Genomic DNA, 17,835 nt, shown 5'->3' with positions numbered 1-17,835 from the left:
AACTTTGTTTAGAAAGGGGTAAGACCCCGAAATAAATAAAAGGTTTAACCTAAGTGATTCTTTTTAAAACGTTTGCTTAAATTTACCGAAAATTGAATAAAACTTCATGAAAATAACCCAAATCCTTTTCTTTTTCTTAGTCTGCTTTATATCCCGAGCTCAAACGGAGAAAAACATAGATCATCAAAGCATTCTTTGGACACGCTATTACAATCAATTGCTATTAAATGAAAAATGGTCTTTACATACAGAATTTGACAATAGGGTCTTTTTAAAACCCGTTAAAGAAAATTTATATGTCATACGAATTCAAGGCCGCTATAAAATCAATGAACATTTAGAAACAGGAATTGGCTTTACTCATTTTTCCGTTGCGACACAAGACCCTGAAGTATCCTATACTTTTAAAACCCCGGAATACAGAGGACAACAAGATATTACATGGAAACTAAACGTTAGTAAAGTAACATTAAATCAACGATTTCAAGCAGAAGAACGATTTATTCATAATGCCAATAAAGAATCATTGTTACCTGGCACTACATTTTCGTGGAGATTCAGATACAGACTTCAAGCCGATTATACTTTTTGGAAAAAAGAAAATCAATATTTAAAAACTATTCTTTCAGATGAAATAATGTTCAATGCAGGAAAAACGATCATCAAAAATACTTTTGATCAAAATAGAATTTATGCTGCGTTACAATACGGCATAAATAAAAATATTGCATTAGAATTGGGTTTTTTAAACAGTTTTCAACGACGAGCTAATGGAATCGATTATTTCAACAGAGATATTATCCGATTCAGTATTTTCCACAAAATAAAAGTCCAAAAAAAGGTTTAAACACAATTTATGACTTTTCATTGATAAGAAAAACAAATAATTAATTTTATTTTAAATATTGATTATCAATACATTAACTTAAAATTTAAAATTTCTGGCGTAACTTTATTAAAAAGATATAGCCATGAAAAATTTTGCAATTAAACTCGTGTGGTTCACCACCATTTATGTTTTTGTATTTGCCGGTTTATGTCAAACTAACGTTGCTTTGCCGGTAATAATGACCCTATACTGCATTGGTATACCGTTAATCCTGTTTATGGTTTATACCGTACTACATGATGATTATAAAACCACCAAAACATTTAAAGATTGGTACGGCGATCATCCAATGGAAACTTTGGAAGAAGAAGAAAATTAGGAATACTCTTTACTATTAAATATCGATTTTAACCAACAAAAGTCCCGATTTCTCGGGACTTTCATATTATTTCTCTCTGATGTAAATATCGATTGGCACTCCTGAAAAGTCCCAGTTTTCTCTAATTTTATTTTCCAGATAACGTTTGTACGGTTCTTTAACATATTGTGGCATATTGGCAAAAAACACAAACTGTGGTGTTGGTGTTGGCAACTGCATGCAATATTTAATTTTTACATATTTTCCTTTTGTCGCTGGTGGCGGATATGCTTCAATCACTTTCAACATAAATTCATTGAATTTTGAAGTCGCAATACGTTGTTGTCTGTTTTCAAAAACCTTAACCGTAGCTTCCAATGCTTTCAACAAACGTTGTTTTGTCAATGCCGAAACAAAAAGAATAGGCACATCTGTAAATGGCATTAATTCTTCTCTAATTTTAGCTTCATAATCACGGGTTGACATCGTTTCTTTTTCGACTAAATCCCATTTATTTACTAAGATTACAACTCCTTTTCGGTTTTTCTCAGCTAGCCAAAAAATACTTTGGTCTTGCCCTTCAAATCCACGAGTGGCATCAATAATCAAAATACAAATATCAGCATGTTCAATCGCACGAACGGAGCGCATTACCGAATAAAACTCTAAATCTTCTTTTACTTTCGCTTTACGACGAATTCCAGCCGTATCAACCAAGTTAAATTCAAACCCAAAACGGTCAAATTTTGTATCAATAGAATCTCGGGTTGTACCCGCAATGTCCGTAACAATATATCTTTCTTTACCAATCAAGGCATTGATAAAGCTTGATTTCCCAGCATTAGGACGACCTACAACTGCAAAACGCGGCAATACCACTTCTTCTTGTGTTGGTTCTGGTTTAATTGGAAAAGCATCAATCAATGCATCCAATAAATCTCCTGTTCCACTTCCTGAAATACTGGCAAATGTGTAATACTCACCTAAACCAAGGTTGTAAAACTCAATCGCATCTTTCTCACGCATCGCATTATCAACCTTATTTACTGCAAGTAAAACCGGTTTCGTCACTTTACGCAACAATCTCGCAACAGCATCATCCATAGGCGTAATACCTTCTTCGACATCAACTACAAAAATGATGACATCAGCCTCATCAATAGCAAGTTCTACTTGTTTACGGATTTCGCCTTCAAAAACGTCGTCTGATCCACGTACATAACCGCCCGTATCAATTACAGAAAATTCCTTTCCGTTCCATTCGCTTTTTCCGTAGTTTCTATCACGGGTTACTCCCGAAACTGAATCTACAATCGCTTCTCTTCTTTGTATCAGCCTATTAAAAAGGGTTGATTTCCCTACATTAGGTCTTCCTACTATCGCAACAATGTTATTCATAATTCTATTTTCAAATATTTTGCAAAGGTACTCTATTATTTTTTATTCTTACTATCCGTTTTTTGCGTGAAGGATAGCAGTGAAAATCCTTTGTTGCAATTCTTTTTGCAACAAAGATTGTAACGTCCCGATAGCTATCGGGAAGCCTGACCCTTGTGATCACGCCCAAATTATATTATTGATTGTATCCGAATCGTTTCAACATATTAGCGTTGCTTCTCCAGTTTTTATTCACTTTCACGTATAACTCAATATGGATTTGTTTTCCAAAGAATTTCTCTAAATCGGCACGGGCTTCCATCCCTACTTTTTTCAAAGCGGCACCTTTGTGTCCTATAATGATTCCTTTTTGGGTATCGCGCTCCACCATAATCAAAGAACGGATTCTAATGATGTTTTCATCCTCAAAAAACTCTTCGGTAACAATTTCTACCGCGTATGGGATTTCTTTGCTGTAATTCAACAGGATTTTCTCACGGATAGTTTCATTCACAAAGAAACGTTCCGGTTTGTCTGTCAATTGATCTTTCGGGTAATACGCAGGAGATTCCGGTAACAATTCAATGATTCGTCCAAAAACTTCCGGCACATTAAAATTCTGTAATGCCGATATTGGGAAAATTTCCGCATTAGGAACTTTGGCAGTCCAGAAAGCCACTTGCTCTTCCAACTGAGCTTGGTTTGAATTGTCAATTTTATTCAACAATAATAAGACAGGAATTTTGGCATGGATTATTTTATTGAAAAACGCTTCGTCTTTCAACTCTTGTTCTCCAATTTCCACCATATAAATCAGTACATCAGCATCTTCAAAAGCGGATTTAACGAAATTCATCATCGATTCCTGCATTTCGTAGGCCGGCTTGATGATTCCAGGAGTATCCGATAAGATCATTTGAAAATCTTCTCCGTTTACAATTCCAAGAATTCTATGACGTGTTGTTTGTGCTTTTGAAGTAATAATTGATAATCTTTCTCCAACAAAGGCGTTCATCAACGTTGATTTCCCGACGTTTGGATTCCCTATGATGTTTACAAAACCTGCTTTATGTGACATTTTTATTATAATTTATTTTGCAAAGGTAGGCATATCAAGTCAATAGACGAAATAAAACATTTTTTAAAGTTTTTATTGGAAATACGATATTTCGTCGTACATTTGCACCCGAAACAACGCGGGATAGAGCAGTAGGCAGCTCGTCGGGCTCATAACCCGAAGGTCACAGGTTCGAGTCCTGTTCCCGCTACTAAGAATTTATTGAAATTACAAACGCACATCGCGGGATAGAGCAGTAGGCAGCTCGTCGGGCTCATAACCCGAAGGTCACAGGTTCGAGTCCTGTTCCCGCTACTAGAAAGCTTCAGAGAAATCTGGAGCTTTTTTTATGGAATAAATTTGAGCATGCAATAACATTAACTACAACCTTACTATAATTAATTGTTGTTAGTACGATTATCCCTATATTTGTTTTGAACACAATTCAGTTTCTCACACCAATCTACCTAAATACGGATTGCTTTGTGTGATAGAGTCACACATATACACAAGTTTATGCGTAATTATAAAACCAACTTAAATAGAATATTATGTTATTATACAAGTATTATTCTCCAACAACTAATTCATTTAAAAGTATAATTAATGCTGGTTTGTGGTGTGATAAATACTTAAGTATGAATGATCCTTTTGAATCATTAGCTTTAATTGAAAGAGAGTACTCTAAAGATGAAATAGAACAATTCAAGAAACTAGCAAAAGAAAGTGGGATTAAAGAAAATATTCAACTTTCTGAATTAGGAGATGAAGTAATTTCTGAATTCATGAATTCCATAAGAAAGGGAGTTTTAGAAAATAATTATTTTTTCTCTTCATTGAGTGAAACATACGATAATATACTACTTTGGTCTCATTACTGTCAATCCCATACAGGTTTTGTGTTAGCAATTGAAATTGACGAAAACGATTCACATGTTCAAAAAGTATCGTATAAGAATAATTTACCTGCCTTTGATATTGGTTGGTACTTTTCATTTAAAGAAGAAGACATAGATGATGAAGATAAAGCAGATTCAAAAGAGATAGATTATCTTTTAAAAGATTTTGCAATCAAATCAGAACATTGGAGTTACGAAAATGAATGGAGAGTTTGCAGGGCAAAAAGAGGTTATAAAAGATATGACATGAATAGTGTTAAAGGAATTTATTTTGGAATTAATTGTGACCCTGAAATAGAGAAAATTATTTTATTTCTATCAGCTGGAATTAATGATGATGTTCCTGTTTATAAAATGGAACTAACTAAAAATCCAATTGGTATGATTGCAAAAGATTATGAGTTACCACAGTAACTACACATAACAGCTACTACAACGGATTTGGGCAATAGGCTTAATGGGAAGTTGGTTTTGTATTTGGGATGATTTGGCAAATCCGAATAATGAGCTTAATTTAGCCCCAAACCTCATGTAGCAAGGAAACGTTAGCGGATATTATTTCAGAACATTATACAATGATAGAAACTGTAGAAAATTTTATTAAACTAATTTTAGATAAATCTAAGCATTGGACTTATAAAATTGCTATTCTAATCTCAATTATCTCCACACTATTTATTTTAGATTTTACTTTTAAAATCAGTTATAATCATTTTCTCTCGAATAAACTCCAAAATCTTGAGAAGATTCAAATCTTAAAAAAATCATATACCAACGAGCCTAAGAAATTAAGTAATCTGAAAAAGATTGAAAATTCAATATTTTATGAAAAACATTATTCTGAATATATTGAGACTATTGACTTATTAGTTGCAAAAACCCCCATTGAAAAAAAGAATATAACAAAACCAATACCCAGAAAACCCGAAATACGCTCTTATAGCTGGATGCTTGTAAGTTCAAGCCTTGTATTTATTATCATAATAATTGTATTATTCACAATGCTATTTAAAAAAGGGCAAACTTTTAAAACTATTTTGAATTGGTTTTCAACTCTTATAGTTTTTACATTACTTAGTGTTTTTTCTACATGGATTGCTTTTAAAATCCCTTTAATTTTTGGAATTCCTACTTTAAATTATATTTTAAACTTTATACTTCATTGTGGATTTATATATTTGATCACGAAATTAAACGACAAATTAACATCCGCTAACCGAAACTAAGACTAAATTTCTGATTTTCAGGTCTCGGGAGGTTTTATTTTCACGATTCATATTTATCTTGATAGAGAGAACTCGGCTTTCTTTGATTGGCAACTGCGTGAAGCGGACTAACGTTAAATCACTCCTCCAAGACATTCTTTAAATTCTAAACTCTACAACAATCAACCAAAGTGATTTAAATGAAAAAACCTGTAAAGCAAGCTTCACAGGTTTAAACAACTAAGTTCATTAAAACTAACGTATTAAAATCACTAACCAATAACACAAAAGAGCGTCAGTGCAAACTCTTTTTTATTTCAAAACTAATCCTCAGAAACAATCGCTGTATTTTTACCTGTATTTACTTCTAATAAAACCGCTACACCTTTATCATTTATCATTGTCATATTTAATGTATCCAAAACCGCTAGTTTTTTAGATATTAATCCATTAAACATATTATAAGAAATATTCATTTCTTTCAATTTATTTAATTTTTCAAGCTCAAAAGGGACTTGACCATTCATTTTATTATCAAATAAACTAAGATTCTCAAGTGACGCCATATTTGCCACTTCACGACTTAATCCTCCCGAAAGTTTATTACTGTTTAAAAGTAATGTTTTTAGCGTTTTTATTTCATATAAAGAACTTGGTATTTGCCCTACTATTTCATTATTGAATAAAGACAGAATTTCTAATTGATTCAAAGCGCCTATTTGCATTGGCAATTCTCCTGAAAGCATGTTCATATACAATTCTAAATTTTTCAAATTGCTCATTTCACAAATAGAAGAAGGAATTGTCCCAGAAATTTTATTAAAAGAAAGATCCAATACTTTCATTTCTTTTAATTCTCCGATAGAAGAAGGAATCGCTCCTGATATTTGGTTTTTGTGTAAATCCAATTCTTGCAGACTCACTAAGTTTAAAATTTCTTCCGGAATTTCACCAACCAAATTGTTATTTTCTAAATTAATGGAAATTACCTTACCGTCTTGTAGCTTAACACCATGCCAAGTTGAAATTGGCGATGCTAAATCCCATTTTACAGTCCACTGATTTCCATTTGTAGATTGATATAATTTCATCAAAGCATCTTTCTCTGACTGAGATACAGCTGCTAACATTGAAATTGAAAACAAAAGGGTTAAAAATAGAGTAGTTATATTTTTCATAACGTTTGGATTTATTTTTTACACACCTAAATTTACACACATTGTAGCCAATCAGCAAATAAAATCGACGAAACGCACTATTTTTTATTTTTTATGGCGTTATATCTTACAAGAACGTTTAATTTCTTAATTAAATATTAATTTATTAAATTTGATTTACTAATCTCTAAACCCAATTTTATGGAAATCAATTTTTTAGCACTTTTTGTTGCTGCCTTGTCTACACTTGTAGTAGGATTTGTTTGGTACAATCCAAAAGTTTTTGGAACAATTTGGATGAAAGAATCAGGTATGACTGAAGAAAAAATGAAAGGAGGAAATATGCTCTTGACATTTGGAATATCAGTACTGTATGCTTTTTTCATAAGCTTTGTTCTTCAATCCCTAACAATACACCAATTTGGTGCAATGGGAATGGTGGGAGGAGATCCAAGTATCGCCAAACCATCTTACGAAGCTTTTATGGCAGATTATGGATCAGCATTTAGAACTTTTAAACACGGAGCTTTACATGGTTTTCTGACCGGGCTATTTTTGGTATTACCAGTTATAGGAACTAATGCATTATACGAAAAAAGAAGCTTCAAATACACGCTCGTCACCGGTGGTTTTTGGATAGTATGCTTTATGATTATGGGAGGAATTATTTGCGCTTGGAAATAATTACAAAAAAAATATTAAAATAAATTTCGTCTTCGAATACTACAAGACGAAATTTATTTTTATTGAATTTGCTCAATGGCTTTGGCTAAATCTATATCTTTATCAGTAACACCATTTGCATCATGTGTCGTCAGCCTAATTGTCACTTTATTATACACATTGAATAATTCCGGATGGTGATTTCTTTTCTCGGCCATCACTCCTACTTGTACTATAAAACCTAATGCTTGAGTAAAATCTGAAAAAACAAACTTTTTCTCTATTCCATTATTAGCAAATTGCCAGTCTTTAAGCACTTTTAACTCTGATTGAATTGTCTCTGCTGAATAGGTTTTCATAATTTATTTTTTAATTTATATAAAGTTAGTTAATTTCGAGACATTCAGAAATACTTTAACTTTATTAACTAATTTTGAAAAAAATTACCATTCCATTTGAATATACCTTATTCTTTTAAAATTTACAGCTCCATAGCTGAACTTCCCCAAAACTGGGATGATTTAGCTGTTTCAACCATTTTTTTATCTAAAAAATACCTGGAGATTTTAGAGAAATCATCTCCAGAAAACATGATGTGTCATTTTATTGGACTATTCGAAAATGAAACTTTAATAGGCATTGCACTTTCTCAATTTTTAGATTTAAATCAACTGGAGTCTTTTGGAGATCGGGATAAATGCATTAAAACCACTGTTCGAAATTTAGTTTTCAGAAATTTCGGTTCTCATGTTCTCGTAATTGGAAACAACATGCTGACCGGACAAAATTCTTTTGCATTATCGGAATCTATTGATAAAAATAAAGCGTTGCAAACCTTGAAATCAGCAACAATAGCATTGAAAAAAATGTTTCAATCTAAAGGAAAAAAGATTCATATTACCACCTATAAAGATTTTCACAAAGAAGACATTACGAACTTTGCCATTCCGGAATTCAAAAATGATTATCAGTTTTCGACACAGCCGAATATGGTTTTTCACATTAATGAAAACTGGAAATCAGAACAAGATTACATCGACTCTCTTTCAAAAAAATACAGAGATCAGCATAAAAGAGCCCGAAAAAAAGCAGCAGTTATTGAGAAAAGAAAAATGCATTTGGAAGACATTATAGCTTTAGAAGATACTATTTATGATTTGTATTTTCATGTAGCCAAAAACGCCCCTTTCAACACTTTTTTCCTGCCTAAGAACCACTTCAGAACTTTTAAAGAAATCTTTAAAGACAAATTTCTTTTTTACGGCTATTTTATTGATGAAAAATTAATTGGATTTAATACTTTAATAAAAAATGGTCCCGTAATGGACACTTATTTCCTGGGGTATGACGAAAGTATTCAACGCGAAAAAATGCTGTATTTGAACATGCTCTATGATATGATAGCGTATTCTATTAATAAAAGTTTTAAGGAAATTGTATTTGCTAGAACAGCGTTGGAAATCAAAAGTTCTGTTGGCGCAAAGCCTGTAAAAATGTACGGATTTATAGCACACAGCAACCCGATAGTCAACTCATACATGCCAAAAATATTTAGATATCTGGAGCCTGAAACCAATTGGCAGGAGCGTAACCCTTTTAAATAACTTCACTATTTAAATTTGGAACAGCCACTTTCATTTGTTTGGGTAAAATTTCAATATTCAGTTTTGTTTCGGTACCGCAATATTCCCCATCGATTTGAAAACTAACCGGAACATTTGTCCTAACAATTGCTTTATCCGTAGAAATTATGACTACATCGTCGGAATCTATCGGCATATTCCCAGAAATAATTTTCCCCAGCACTAGCAGATCCAAATTTTTCAAAATAACTAATTCAAACTTTCCATCGTCCATAATACCATTGGGATTAATAGAAACTCCTGTGCCGTATTTTTGAGAGTTCGCAATTACAATCATTCTTGCCGTACATTCAATCGTTTCAAAATCGCCTGTAATTGTTGCTGTGAAAGGATCATCTAAATCAATTAAAGTACTGAAAGTTTGTAAAAAATAACCCCACTTTCCTCGAATACTACTACTTTCATAGTTCTTAATCATTTCTGCATTTACGCCCAAGTCACTTAAATGAATGCTTTTTTTTCCATTGATAGAAATCATGTCTATTTCCATATAATCATTATGAAAAGCGATTTCTAAATTCTCTTCGATTGTGGATGGCAAATTTAAATCTACCGCCAAACCATTGGCAGAGCCAGCCGGTAAAATCCCAATAATAACATCATGGTTTTCCATCGCTTCAGCAACCATTTTTATAGTTCCATCACCTCCCACCACAACAATTCGTTCTGGATTATAAGTTTTATAGAGTACTTTTATATTCTCAATATCTGATGCACCAGAAGTATTATAAATCACCAGATTCAAATTCTCTTTTGCGGCAAAAATTGTCACTGCATCGACCAAATCTGATTTGTCAATATTTCCAGAGACAGGATTTACAACCAGCATAATATTCTTTTTCAAACTTTTTCTTCTTTTATTGACTAAAAATAATTAAATTCAACTGCAATCAAAAGTACTACAATAAATGAAACCAATTTTAAAATTATATCGTGGCTACGCTAATGAACAGGAATTAATTGTGATGGGACATGTTTTTAAACCAACAACAATTAAAGAGTATAACTTTCAGAAAAAAAATCTGAAAAATGCTACTTCTGTAATTAAAATGTTTCAAATAAAAACACAAGCAAACGCCGATGTCTATTTAGAACACAACAATGCCAAAATTCATACCAAAACATTAATCGATGGTTATTTTAAATTCTGTGTGCCATTAGACCAAAACACTAATTATGGCTGGATTGATTATGAAGTAAGTATTGTTTACAAAAATGAGTCCATAACAACACGAGACAGTTACATTCGACCTCACAAAGGAAATTTAGGAATCATATCTGATATTGACGACACTTTTTTAGTTTCTCACACGTTGAATCCTTTAAAAAAATTATATGTTTTATTATTTAAAAACGTAAACAAGAGAAAAATATATGAAGATGTTGTAACCCATTATCAGGCTTTAAGTACCGCCGGAAGGGAAAACAAAGAGGAATTTAATGCTTTTTTCTATGTTTCGAGCAGTGAGTGGAATCTGTATCGTTTTATCACAAAATTCACCGAAATTCATCAACTCCCAAGAGCAGTTTTATTGTTGAAGGATATTAAAACGAGTCTCACAGATTTTTTCTTGACCGGCAGAGGCAATCACAATCATAAGTTTGACAAAATAAAACACATTTTAGAATTTTACCCAAACTTAGAATATGTGCTTCTTGGAGATGATTCGCAACACGATCCATTTTTGTACGAGGCCATTTGTAAAATTTTCCCAGTTACGGTAAAAGCGGTATACATTAGGCAAACTGGTGAATCTAAAAAGGAGAAAGTAATCGCAATTTTAAAAAATCTAGAAACCCTAAAAGTTTCTGTTTGTTACTTCAAAAATAGCAGCGAAGCCATTGCGCACTCAAAATCAATTGGAATCATTGTATAAAAAAAGAGTTCCAAAAAATGGAACTCTCGTTTTTATAAATTATCTATTTCTTCCTGAACTATTTCCCAATCTGAGAGAAGTTTGTCCAGTTCTGCTTTTTTCTTGTTGTATGCCGTGAAAAATTTAGCATCTTCAATGTGTTTGTCATAATTAGAAGCGAGCATTTTATCATCTTGCTGAATGTCCTTTTCTAATTGCTTAATTTGGCTCTCCACTTTACTCAACTTATTCTGTAACGCTTTCCCTTTCTTTTGGTCTTCGTACGAAGCTTTGTTGCTTTCTTTTGGAGCCGCGGCTTTCTGGGCATCTTTTTTCTCGACTTCACGCATATTTTCCATATTGCGTTGCTCCAAGAAATAGTTGATATCCCCTAAATATTCTTTTATTTTTTGGTCTTTAAATTCATACACTAAATTTGACATTCCCTGCAAGAAATCCCTATCGTGAGAAACCAGCAATAAAGTTCCACCAAATTTTTGCAATGCGGCTTTCAAAACATTTTTGGATTTGATATCCAAGTGATTTGTAGGCTCATCCATCAATAAAACATTAATGGGCTGCAACAATAATTTACATAACGCCAAACGGTTTCTTTCACCTCCAGAAAGGACTTTTACCTTTTTTTCTACATCATCACCGCGAAACAAGAAAGAACCCAGCATATCGCGTACTTTCATTCGGTTCGTATCTGCAGCGGCATCTTCCATGGTTTGCAACAAAGTGATTTCACCATCCAGATATTCCGCCTGATTTTGCGCAAAATAACCCAGCTGTACATTATGTCCTAACTTGATATTTCCTTTATATTCGAATTCATCAACTATAGCTTTAATAAAAGTCGATTTTCCTTGACCGTTTTGTCCAACGAATGCAATTTTACTTCCGCGCTCCACTAACAAATTGATATCTTTCAAAATCGTTTTATCACCGTAGCTTTTAGTTACGTTTTCGGCTTCAATTACCACTCTTCCCGGTTCTTTTGAAACAGGAAAAGTAATGTTCATTACCGAATTGTCATCTTCATCAACTTCGATACGTTCTACTTTATCTAATTTTTTAATTAATGACTGCGCCATCGAAGCTTTGGAAGCTTTGGCACGGAATTTTTCGATTAATTTTTCCGTTTCTTCAATTTTTTTGGCTTGATTTTTTTGCGTTGCCAATTGCTTTTCACGAATTTCATGACGCAATTCTAAATATTGAGAATATGGCTTGTTGAAATCATAGGCTTTACCAAGGGAAATTTCGATAGTTCTATTGGTAACGTTATCCAAAAACATTTTATCGTGCGAAACAATCACAACAACACCAGGATAATTACGAAGGAAACTTTCTAACCAAATAATACTTTCTATATCCAAGTGATTCGTAGGCTCATCCAGCAACAAAACATCATTCGCCTGTAATAATAATTTGGCTAATTCGATACGCATTCTCCATCCACCAGAAAAAGTTTCGGTTTGATTATCGAATACGTCTCTTTTAAATCCTAAACCAAGTAAAATTTTCTCAGTATCACCCACATAATTATAACCACCCAATAATTCAAAACGGTGCGTATAATCAGATAAGTCTTCAATAATTTGGCTGTATTCATCACTTTCATAATCAGTTCTTGTAACTAACAAGTGATTGATTTCTTCTAGCTTTTTCTCAACAATTTTAATCTCAGTAAAAGCTTCATACGCTTCTTCAAGAACTGTTCTTCCTTGTTCAAAATCGATATCCTGACGCAAGAATCCCATGCGAAGATCTTTCTCTTGAGAAATAACACCTGAATCAGGAGCAAAATCTTTTGCCAACATTTTAAGCATGGTCGATTTTCCCGCTCCGTTCTTCCCCACAAGACCCACACGGTCTCCGGCACCCAATCGAAAGGTAACTTCTTCAAATAAATAAGTACCACCAAACGAAACGGATAAATTGTGTATATTAAGCATGTATTGTTATTTTATTCCTTTTCGAATGCGTAAATTTGTAACTCTAAGAAAGGAAAAATTAAATTTTTTGCAAATGTTAAAAAAAGGATCCAAATTATATAGCATTTTAACAGGAACTTGTCCTAAATGTCAGAATGAGAGTATGTATTTGGATAAAAATCCGTTACATTTCAATAAAATCTTGAAAATGCATGAAAATTGCGGCCATTGTGGTTTAAAATATCAAATTGAACCTTCCTTTTTTTATGGTGCAATGTATGTCAGTTACGGATTGAATGTTGCTGTTGGAATTGCAGCCTTTATTATATCTTTTGTACTATTTGGCTCCAGCCTAAAAGTGGCATTTATTGCTATAATTGCATCACTTATTGTCTTATTCCCATTTATCTTGCGATGGTCCAGAAACATATATATCAATATGTTTGTTTCGTATGATCCAAAAACGAACCACAAATAATACTATTGCTGCCCTTTAGACAGAAATCTGTTAATGTCAATTTCCTTATTTAAGGGCACCTGATTTTCTATATTTTCAAATAATGCTTTTGCCATTGCCGGTCCTAGCATGACTCCTCTTGTTCCCAAACCGTTTAGAATATGCACTGATTCATAATTTTGATGTGTTCCTACTAACGGTCTTCTGTCTTTTACAGTAGGTCGAACGCCGGCAAAATGCTCTATAATTTCAAAATCACAACTAATAATTTCTTTTATTCTTGTTACTAATTCCGTTTTTCCTTCCTCAGTAGGCAAATCTGTTTTATCTTTCCAATTATACGTTGCTCCAACTTTGAATAAATCATTCCCTAGTGGCAAAATAAATACACTTGTATTTACAATTACATCTAAATCCAACTCAGGCGCTTTAATAATAAAAAGCTCTCCTTTGGTTCCGTCTAAAGGCAAATGATTAAAATAAGGATTTGCATGCATCCCAAAACCTTCCGCAAAAATGATATGCTTGGCTTGAATATTTTTATAATGAATACTATCCGTTTCGATTTTTAAAGCATTATAATCAAATGCTTCTTCTTGAAATAAATTGTTTTGTTTCAGGTATTCCCTGTATTTATTTAAGAGCAAAGCGGTGTCCACATAACCCGTTTGTAAAACTTCGCCATACCCGTAAGGGGAATCAATTCCGATATACTTTTTAGAAATCAATTGTGTCGATAAAAAAGGAGCCAGTGCTGTTTTATCCGAAGCAGTAAACCAATTATTCTGTTCTTCAATGGAAAAGAACTTTCTTAAAATAGGACTTTTGAAATCAACTTTGCAATTTAGTTTTTCTTCTAAAAAAGTATAAAACTCGTTCATCAATACTAATTGCTCTTGGGCCTGCCATACCTCGCTGAAACGTTTTAAAATAACCGGATTATACAAACCTCCTGCAATTTTAGATGAATTTTGAGAATTATTATCCAATACAAAAATAGATTTGTCATTACGCAAAGCAATCTCTGCGAATGAAATACCTGCTAAACCAGAACCAATAATTAAATAATCAATCATTTGAAATAACACCTTTTAAATAAATGCAAAGTAAACACATTAAAACAAAAAAACTCTTACCATTACAGTAAGAGTTTTTTATTATATTTTAAAATCGGCATTAGTAATTCCACATATCTTGTTCGAAATTGCGAATTTTTTCTTTTACTCTTTCTGATTCTAATAATTGATTTTGAGCGTTATCCTTCATGTATTCATCGATAGTTCTATCTCCGTATACATTTTCTTCTTTGTAAATAACACTATTAAAACGCCTAGAGTTTAATATTTGATCAAATGAAACCGGCATCGCTGAATTTTTATCATTGAAAGCTTTTGCTTCATGCAAAACATCTCTTGCAGCCGGGAAGAATACCCAGAACAATTCGATATAATCTTTTTCATCACTGTTCATCGTATAAACATCAGGAGTCACAGGACAAATTCCCAATAAACGATACTTCAATTCACTCTGACGTTTGTCAAAATACCAGTATCCTTTAATTTTATATTGGGTTACATCTTGAGCCGCTAAGTCTTGTTTTAAAATATACTCATCAGATATTTGACTTCCTGCATTAATTTGTTCTCTACCTGCATCAGTTGTATCAATACGAGTCAATGAAGTTTGAATGTCTTGCAAAGATTTTTTGGTGTTAAAATAACTATCGGTATACACCTCCGTAATTTTACCATTTTTCAAAGCTTTTGTAAGCACATCATACAGAGATCTTCTATCAGATCCAATATTTGCAGTATCAATAGGAAAATACAAAGCAAAATTAATTTTTTCACTTAAGTCAATAATTTCCCATGTAGTCTTACCCATTAAAACATCTCTATCATGCACATAACCATAGACTAATGGTTTATCATTATCTGAAATGAGTTGTGCCGCAGTTTTAAGTCCTATTTGGTCCGGAGTTTTTGCATTAAGCAAATTAGACTGTCCAAAAGAGGCGAAACTTCCCGTAATAGAGACAATAGCGATTAAAAAATTTCTTACATTCATCATGGTATCATACTAAGATATTGAAGTAGGTCAAATATAAACTTACTTATTATTTATTGTATTTCAAAAATTACTGGAGCAGTTCTTGGCAATAAATAGCTCCCTGCACCTACAAGTTTTGTTTTTATTTCAGAAATAGTAACTTGATCCCCTCTAACTGCTTTTGAAAGAACAGCATTACACTGTGCATTCAATTTATTTCCTGTAACAACTACAGTGGGTTGACCTGTTACTTTCAAATTAAATCCAACGACATTCAAACCAACTTCAAAATCAAAATCTTCAAGTTTAGCACCAATTGTAGCAATCTGTAAATTTGATTTTGGTCCTTTTACCACTCCCGTTTCCCCTCTAATAGTTCCAGTTGGTCCAGGAATCCCTTTTATTCTAAAGGTTTTCTTATCCGAAACTTTAGAACCGTCAGGAAGTGTTCCTGTAACATTGATAACTGTTTCAGTACCAGAACCTGGCCTCATACTGTATTTACCTCCACCGGCAGAACTTAATCCTGGAGCAGATGCCGTAACTTTATCAGCTGTTACTCCTGCAAACGAGATTGTCATAGGATTAACAACGCCACGATAAACCACATTCATCTTATCAGCAGAAATAGTAGCCGATTTTGGTCTCGCAACAACAACGTATTTATCTTTAATAGGCAAACTAACCACTTTTCCATTTTCATCAAAATTGAAAGAACCACCAATTGAATGTTCTCCAATACCACCCGCACCAAAAGAGAATTTAGCTTGACCCGCTTGCGCTTGTACACTAGAACCATTTACAATTACCGATTTTGCTTTCAAAGAAGGGTCGAATTTTCCAAGAATAATTTTTCCTGTTACCGCTTCCCCTTGAAAGAAAACTGATTTATCCATAACTACAATAGGCTGATAAGCTGTAAGTGATGCTGCAGCAACTAAATCCGATTGAAACATTCCTGTCATTACATCACTCTCCGTTGTTTTGATATCTGCTTGCAATTGCGATAATTTAGTAATTGTCGCAATAAGAGGATATCCTTTATAATTGTAATCGATCCAATCTAATTTAGCACCTGCTTTTTCAGAATAAACTGGTTTTGTAGCAAATCTTGCTTCAATCTTTTTCATTTCAGATTCAGCAATTGAACTTCCACCAATCGCTTTTATCTGAGTTGAGAAATTATTAATCTTATCTAAAAACTCTTTTCCTTGTTTAGAAACTCTATCTCCAGTAAAGAACATTCTGTCAATTAGATCCCCTTTATCCATTTGCTCGTATGGCAAATTTCCTTCAGCATCTCTTTCTAATTTTTTGGTAACAGTCGTTTTGATATTTTCTATATAGTCGTTAAACTCTTTAGACAAAGCTCTAATTTTTTCAACTTTAGCTTTTTTATCCCCAAATTGCCCTGGCTGATCTACTGCTTTTTGAGCCAATTGTTGAAATGAACTTTCATTTCTAGTATCAGTTATAGAGTTAGACTCTACTATTTTATTATTTAAAATCCCAAAAGCTGATAATACCTCTTTGGACATATTTAATGCTAACATCGCGATAAAAACCAAGTACATTAGGTTTATCATCTTCTGTCTAGGGGTTAGTTTTCCTCCTGCCATATTTTCTACTAATTAGTTTGTTGTTTTTTTATAGTTTGAAACTAATTATCCTTTATTACCCATTGCAGAAAGCATACCACCGTAAACATTGTTTAATGATGCAATATTTGCAGTCATAGATTGCATTTGTTCTTTTAATTTTCCAGCGTTTTCAGCAATTTCTTTATTTGCTTCAGCATTTCTTGAAGCGCTTTCCAATTGTACTTTGTATAGGCTATTTAAAGATTCCATCTGTGCCGCAGCCATAGATAATTCTTCACTGTATTTTTTAGTTGCAGAAATAGAATCTATCGTTGGAGCAATACCTTTAGCTGCTGATTCAAAATTTTTGATACTGCTTCCTAAACTCGCCATTAATTCTCCATCAATCTTAGCGTCTTTCAACATCGCATCCAATTTTTGAGACAACAATCCTTGAGCATCTGAAGGCGTTTCTACTTTTTTCTTTGCTTCTCCTTTTACTCCATTTGCCAATTCAGGATAAACCAATGTCCAATCTAATTCATCATCAACCGGTTCAAAAGCAGAAAGAGCAAAAATTAAAGCTTCAACTATAAGTCCTATTGTAAGCATTAAATTCCCGGTAATAATACCAAATTCAATATGAGTAATTTTGAATAATGCTCCAATAATTACAACCGCAGCTCCCATACCGTATGCGAAATTCATTTGTTTTTTACTTAGTAATGCCATAATAGTTTTTTTTTAATTTAATAGATTTGGTTT

The 17,835-nt window shown here is 32.9% G+C and carries 18 protein-coding genes and 2 tRNA genes; 10 read left to right on the top strand and 10 right to left on the bottom strand.

What is annotated here, in order from left to right; genetic code table 11:
• Positions 1–106 precede the first annotated feature (106 nt).
• Together ACNQGX_RS02280 and ACNQGX_RS02275 are read left to right on the top strand one after the other, a co-directional pair.
• Positions 107–847, top strand: coding sequence for a DUF2490 domain-containing protein (locus ACNQGX_RS02280; RefSeq protein WP_417973652.1), 741 nt, complete (start codon positions 107–109; stop codon positions 845–847).
• Positions 848–971: 124 nt separating this feature from the next.
• Positions 972–1,208 carry a hypothetical protein gene (locus ACNQGX_RS02275; protein ID WP_132070382.1) on the top strand — a complete coding sequence of 79 codons (237 nt, stop codon included), beginning with the start codon at positions 972–974 and terminating at the stop codon, positions 1,206–1,208.
• Positions 1,209–1,274: 66 nt separating this feature from the next.
• On the opposite strand, the gene der is transcribed toward ACNQGX_RS02275, so the two are convergent.
• Together der and era are read right to left on the bottom strand one after the other, a co-directional pair.
• A complete protein-coding gene (der, locus tag ACNQGX_RS02270; protein WP_417973650.1) occupies positions 1,275–2,585 on the bottom strand; it encodes a ribosome biogenesis GTPase Der in 1,311 nt (436 codons plus the stop codon).
• A 175-nt stretch (positions 2,586–2,760) separates the two neighbouring features.
• A complete protein-coding gene (era, locus tag ACNQGX_RS02265; RefSeq protein ID WP_131916754.1) occupies positions 2,761–3,642 on the bottom strand; it encodes a GTPase Era in 882 nt (293 codons plus the stop codon).
• A 117-nt stretch (positions 3,643–3,759) separates the two neighbouring features.
• Here era and ACNQGX_RS02260 point away from each other — a divergent pair.
• The 4 genes from ACNQGX_RS02260 to ACNQGX_RS02245 all read left to right on the top strand — a co-directional run bounded on the left by ACNQGX_RS02260 (position 3,760) and on the right by ACNQGX_RS02245 (position 5,746).
• Positions 3,760–3,832 (top strand) — tRNA-Met (locus tag ACNQGX_RS02260).
• A 31-nt stretch (positions 3,833–3,863) separates the two neighbouring features.
• A tRNA-Met gene (locus ACNQGX_RS02255) sits at positions 3,864–3,936 on the top strand.
• Positions 3,937–4,259: 323 nt separating this feature from the next.
• Positions 4,260–4,934: a DUF2971 domain-containing protein gene (locus ACNQGX_RS02250; protein ID WP_417973648.1), complete on the top strand. Its 675-nt coding sequence runs from the start codon at positions 4,260–4,262 to the stop codon at positions 4,932–4,934.
• A gap of 161 nt (positions 4,935–5,095) precedes the next feature.
• Entirely contained in the window at positions 5,096–5,746 is a 651-nt protein-coding gene (locus ACNQGX_RS02245; RefSeq protein WP_417973646.1) for a hypothetical protein, read from the top strand.
• A gap of 302 nt (positions 5,747–6,048) precedes the next feature.
• On the opposite strand, the gene ACNQGX_RS02240 is transcribed toward ACNQGX_RS02245, so the two are convergent.
• Positions 6,049–6,903, bottom strand: a complete 855-nt coding sequence (locus ACNQGX_RS02240; protein WP_417973644.1) for a leucine-rich repeat domain-containing protein — start codon at positions 6,901–6,903, stop codon at positions 6,049–6,051.
• A gap of 180 nt (positions 6,904–7,083) precedes the next feature.
• Here ACNQGX_RS02240 and ACNQGX_RS02235 point away from each other — a divergent pair, with 180 nt between their 5' ends.
• Complete coding sequence (locus tag ACNQGX_RS02235) at positions 7,084–7,566, top strand: DUF1761 domain-containing protein (RefSeq protein ID WP_417973642.1); 483 nt, start codon at positions 7,084–7,086, stop codon at positions 7,564–7,566.
• A gap of 59 nt (positions 7,567–7,625) precedes the next feature.
• On the opposite strand, the gene ACNQGX_RS02230 is transcribed toward ACNQGX_RS02235, so the two are convergent.
• Positions 7,626–7,904, bottom strand: a complete 279-nt coding sequence (locus ACNQGX_RS02230) for a 4a-hydroxytetrahydrobiopterin dehydratase (RefSeq protein WP_417973641.1) — start codon at positions 7,902–7,904, stop codon at positions 7,626–7,628.
• A 96-nt stretch (positions 7,905–8,000) separates the two neighbouring features.
• On the opposite strand from ACNQGX_RS02230, the gene ACNQGX_RS02225 reads away from it, so the two are divergent.
• Entirely contained in the window at positions 8,001–9,149 is a 1,149-nt protein-coding gene (locus ACNQGX_RS02225) for an 8-amino-7-oxononanoate synthase (protein ID WP_417973639.1), read from the top strand.
• Here ACNQGX_RS02225 and ACNQGX_RS02220 read toward each other — a convergent pair.
• The gene (locus ACNQGX_RS02220; protein WP_417973637.1) at positions 9,142–10,032 is read right to left on the bottom strand and encodes a diacylglycerol/lipid kinase family protein; all 891 of its coding nucleotides are present in this window, start codon (positions 10,030–10,032) and stop codon (positions 9,142–9,144) included. The genes ACNQGX_RS02225 and ACNQGX_RS02220 overlap by 8 nt on opposite strands.
• 64 nt (positions 10,033–10,096) lie before the next feature.
• Here ACNQGX_RS02220 and ACNQGX_RS02215 point away from each other — a divergent pair, with 64 nt between their 5' ends.
• Positions 10,097–11,065, top strand: a complete 969-nt coding sequence (locus ACNQGX_RS02215) for an App1 family protein (RefSeq protein WP_131916771.1) — start codon at positions 10,097–10,099, stop codon at positions 11,063–11,065.
• A gap of 32 nt (positions 11,066–11,097) precedes the next feature.
• Here ACNQGX_RS02215 and ACNQGX_RS02210 read toward each other — a convergent pair whose 3' ends face one another.
• Positions 11,098–13,005: an ABC transporter ATP-binding protein gene (locus ACNQGX_RS02210; RefSeq protein WP_131916772.1), complete on the bottom strand. Its 1,908-nt coding sequence runs from the start codon at positions 13,003–13,005 to the stop codon at positions 11,098–11,100.
• Positions 13,006–13,078: 73 nt separating this feature from the next.
• Between ACNQGX_RS02210 and ACNQGX_RS02205 the strand changes: the two genes are divergently transcribed.
• Positions 13,079–13,462 carry a DUF983 domain-containing protein gene (locus ACNQGX_RS02205; protein ID WP_417973634.1) on the top strand — a complete coding sequence of 128 codons (384 nt, stop codon included), beginning with the start codon at positions 13,079–13,081 and terminating at the stop codon, positions 13,460–13,462.
• A 2-nt stretch (positions 13,463–13,464) separates the two neighbouring features.
• Here the strand turns inward: ACNQGX_RS02205 and ACNQGX_RS02200 are convergent, their stop codons facing one another.
• The 4 genes from ACNQGX_RS02200 to porL form a co-directional block, all read right to left on the bottom strand.
• A complete protein-coding gene (locus ACNQGX_RS02200) occupies positions 13,465–14,517 on the bottom strand; it encodes an NAD(P)/FAD-dependent oxidoreductase (RefSeq protein ID WP_417973632.1) in 1,053 nt (350 codons plus the stop codon).
• A gap of 100 nt (positions 14,518–14,617) precedes the next feature.
• Positions 14,618–15,508, bottom strand: a complete 891-nt coding sequence (porN, locus tag ACNQGX_RS02195; protein WP_417973630.1) for a type IX secretion system ring subunit PorN/GldN — start codon at positions 15,506–15,508, stop codon at positions 14,618–14,620.
• Between the two features lie 53 nt (positions 15,509–15,561).
• Entirely contained in the window at positions 15,562–17,109 is a 1,548-nt protein-coding gene (gene porM / locus ACNQGX_RS02190; RefSeq protein WP_417973628.1) for a type IX secretion system motor protein PorM/GldM, read from the bottom strand.
• Positions 17,110–17,154: 45 nt separating this feature from the next.
• Entirely contained in the window at positions 17,155–17,802 is a 648-nt protein-coding gene (porL, locus tag ACNQGX_RS02185; protein WP_417973626.1) for a type IX secretion system motor protein PorL/GldL, read from the bottom strand.
• Positions 17,803–17,835: the final 33 nt, after the last annotated feature.

Source organism: Flavobacterium glycogeni, from assembly GCF_048286775.1.
In the GTDB taxonomy this organism is placed as follows: Bacteria; Bacteroidota; Bacteroidia; order Flavobacteriales; family Flavobacteriaceae; genus Flavobacterium.
Note: the sequence above shows the minus strand (reverse complement) of the source record. Positions and strands in the feature narration are given on the sequence as shown.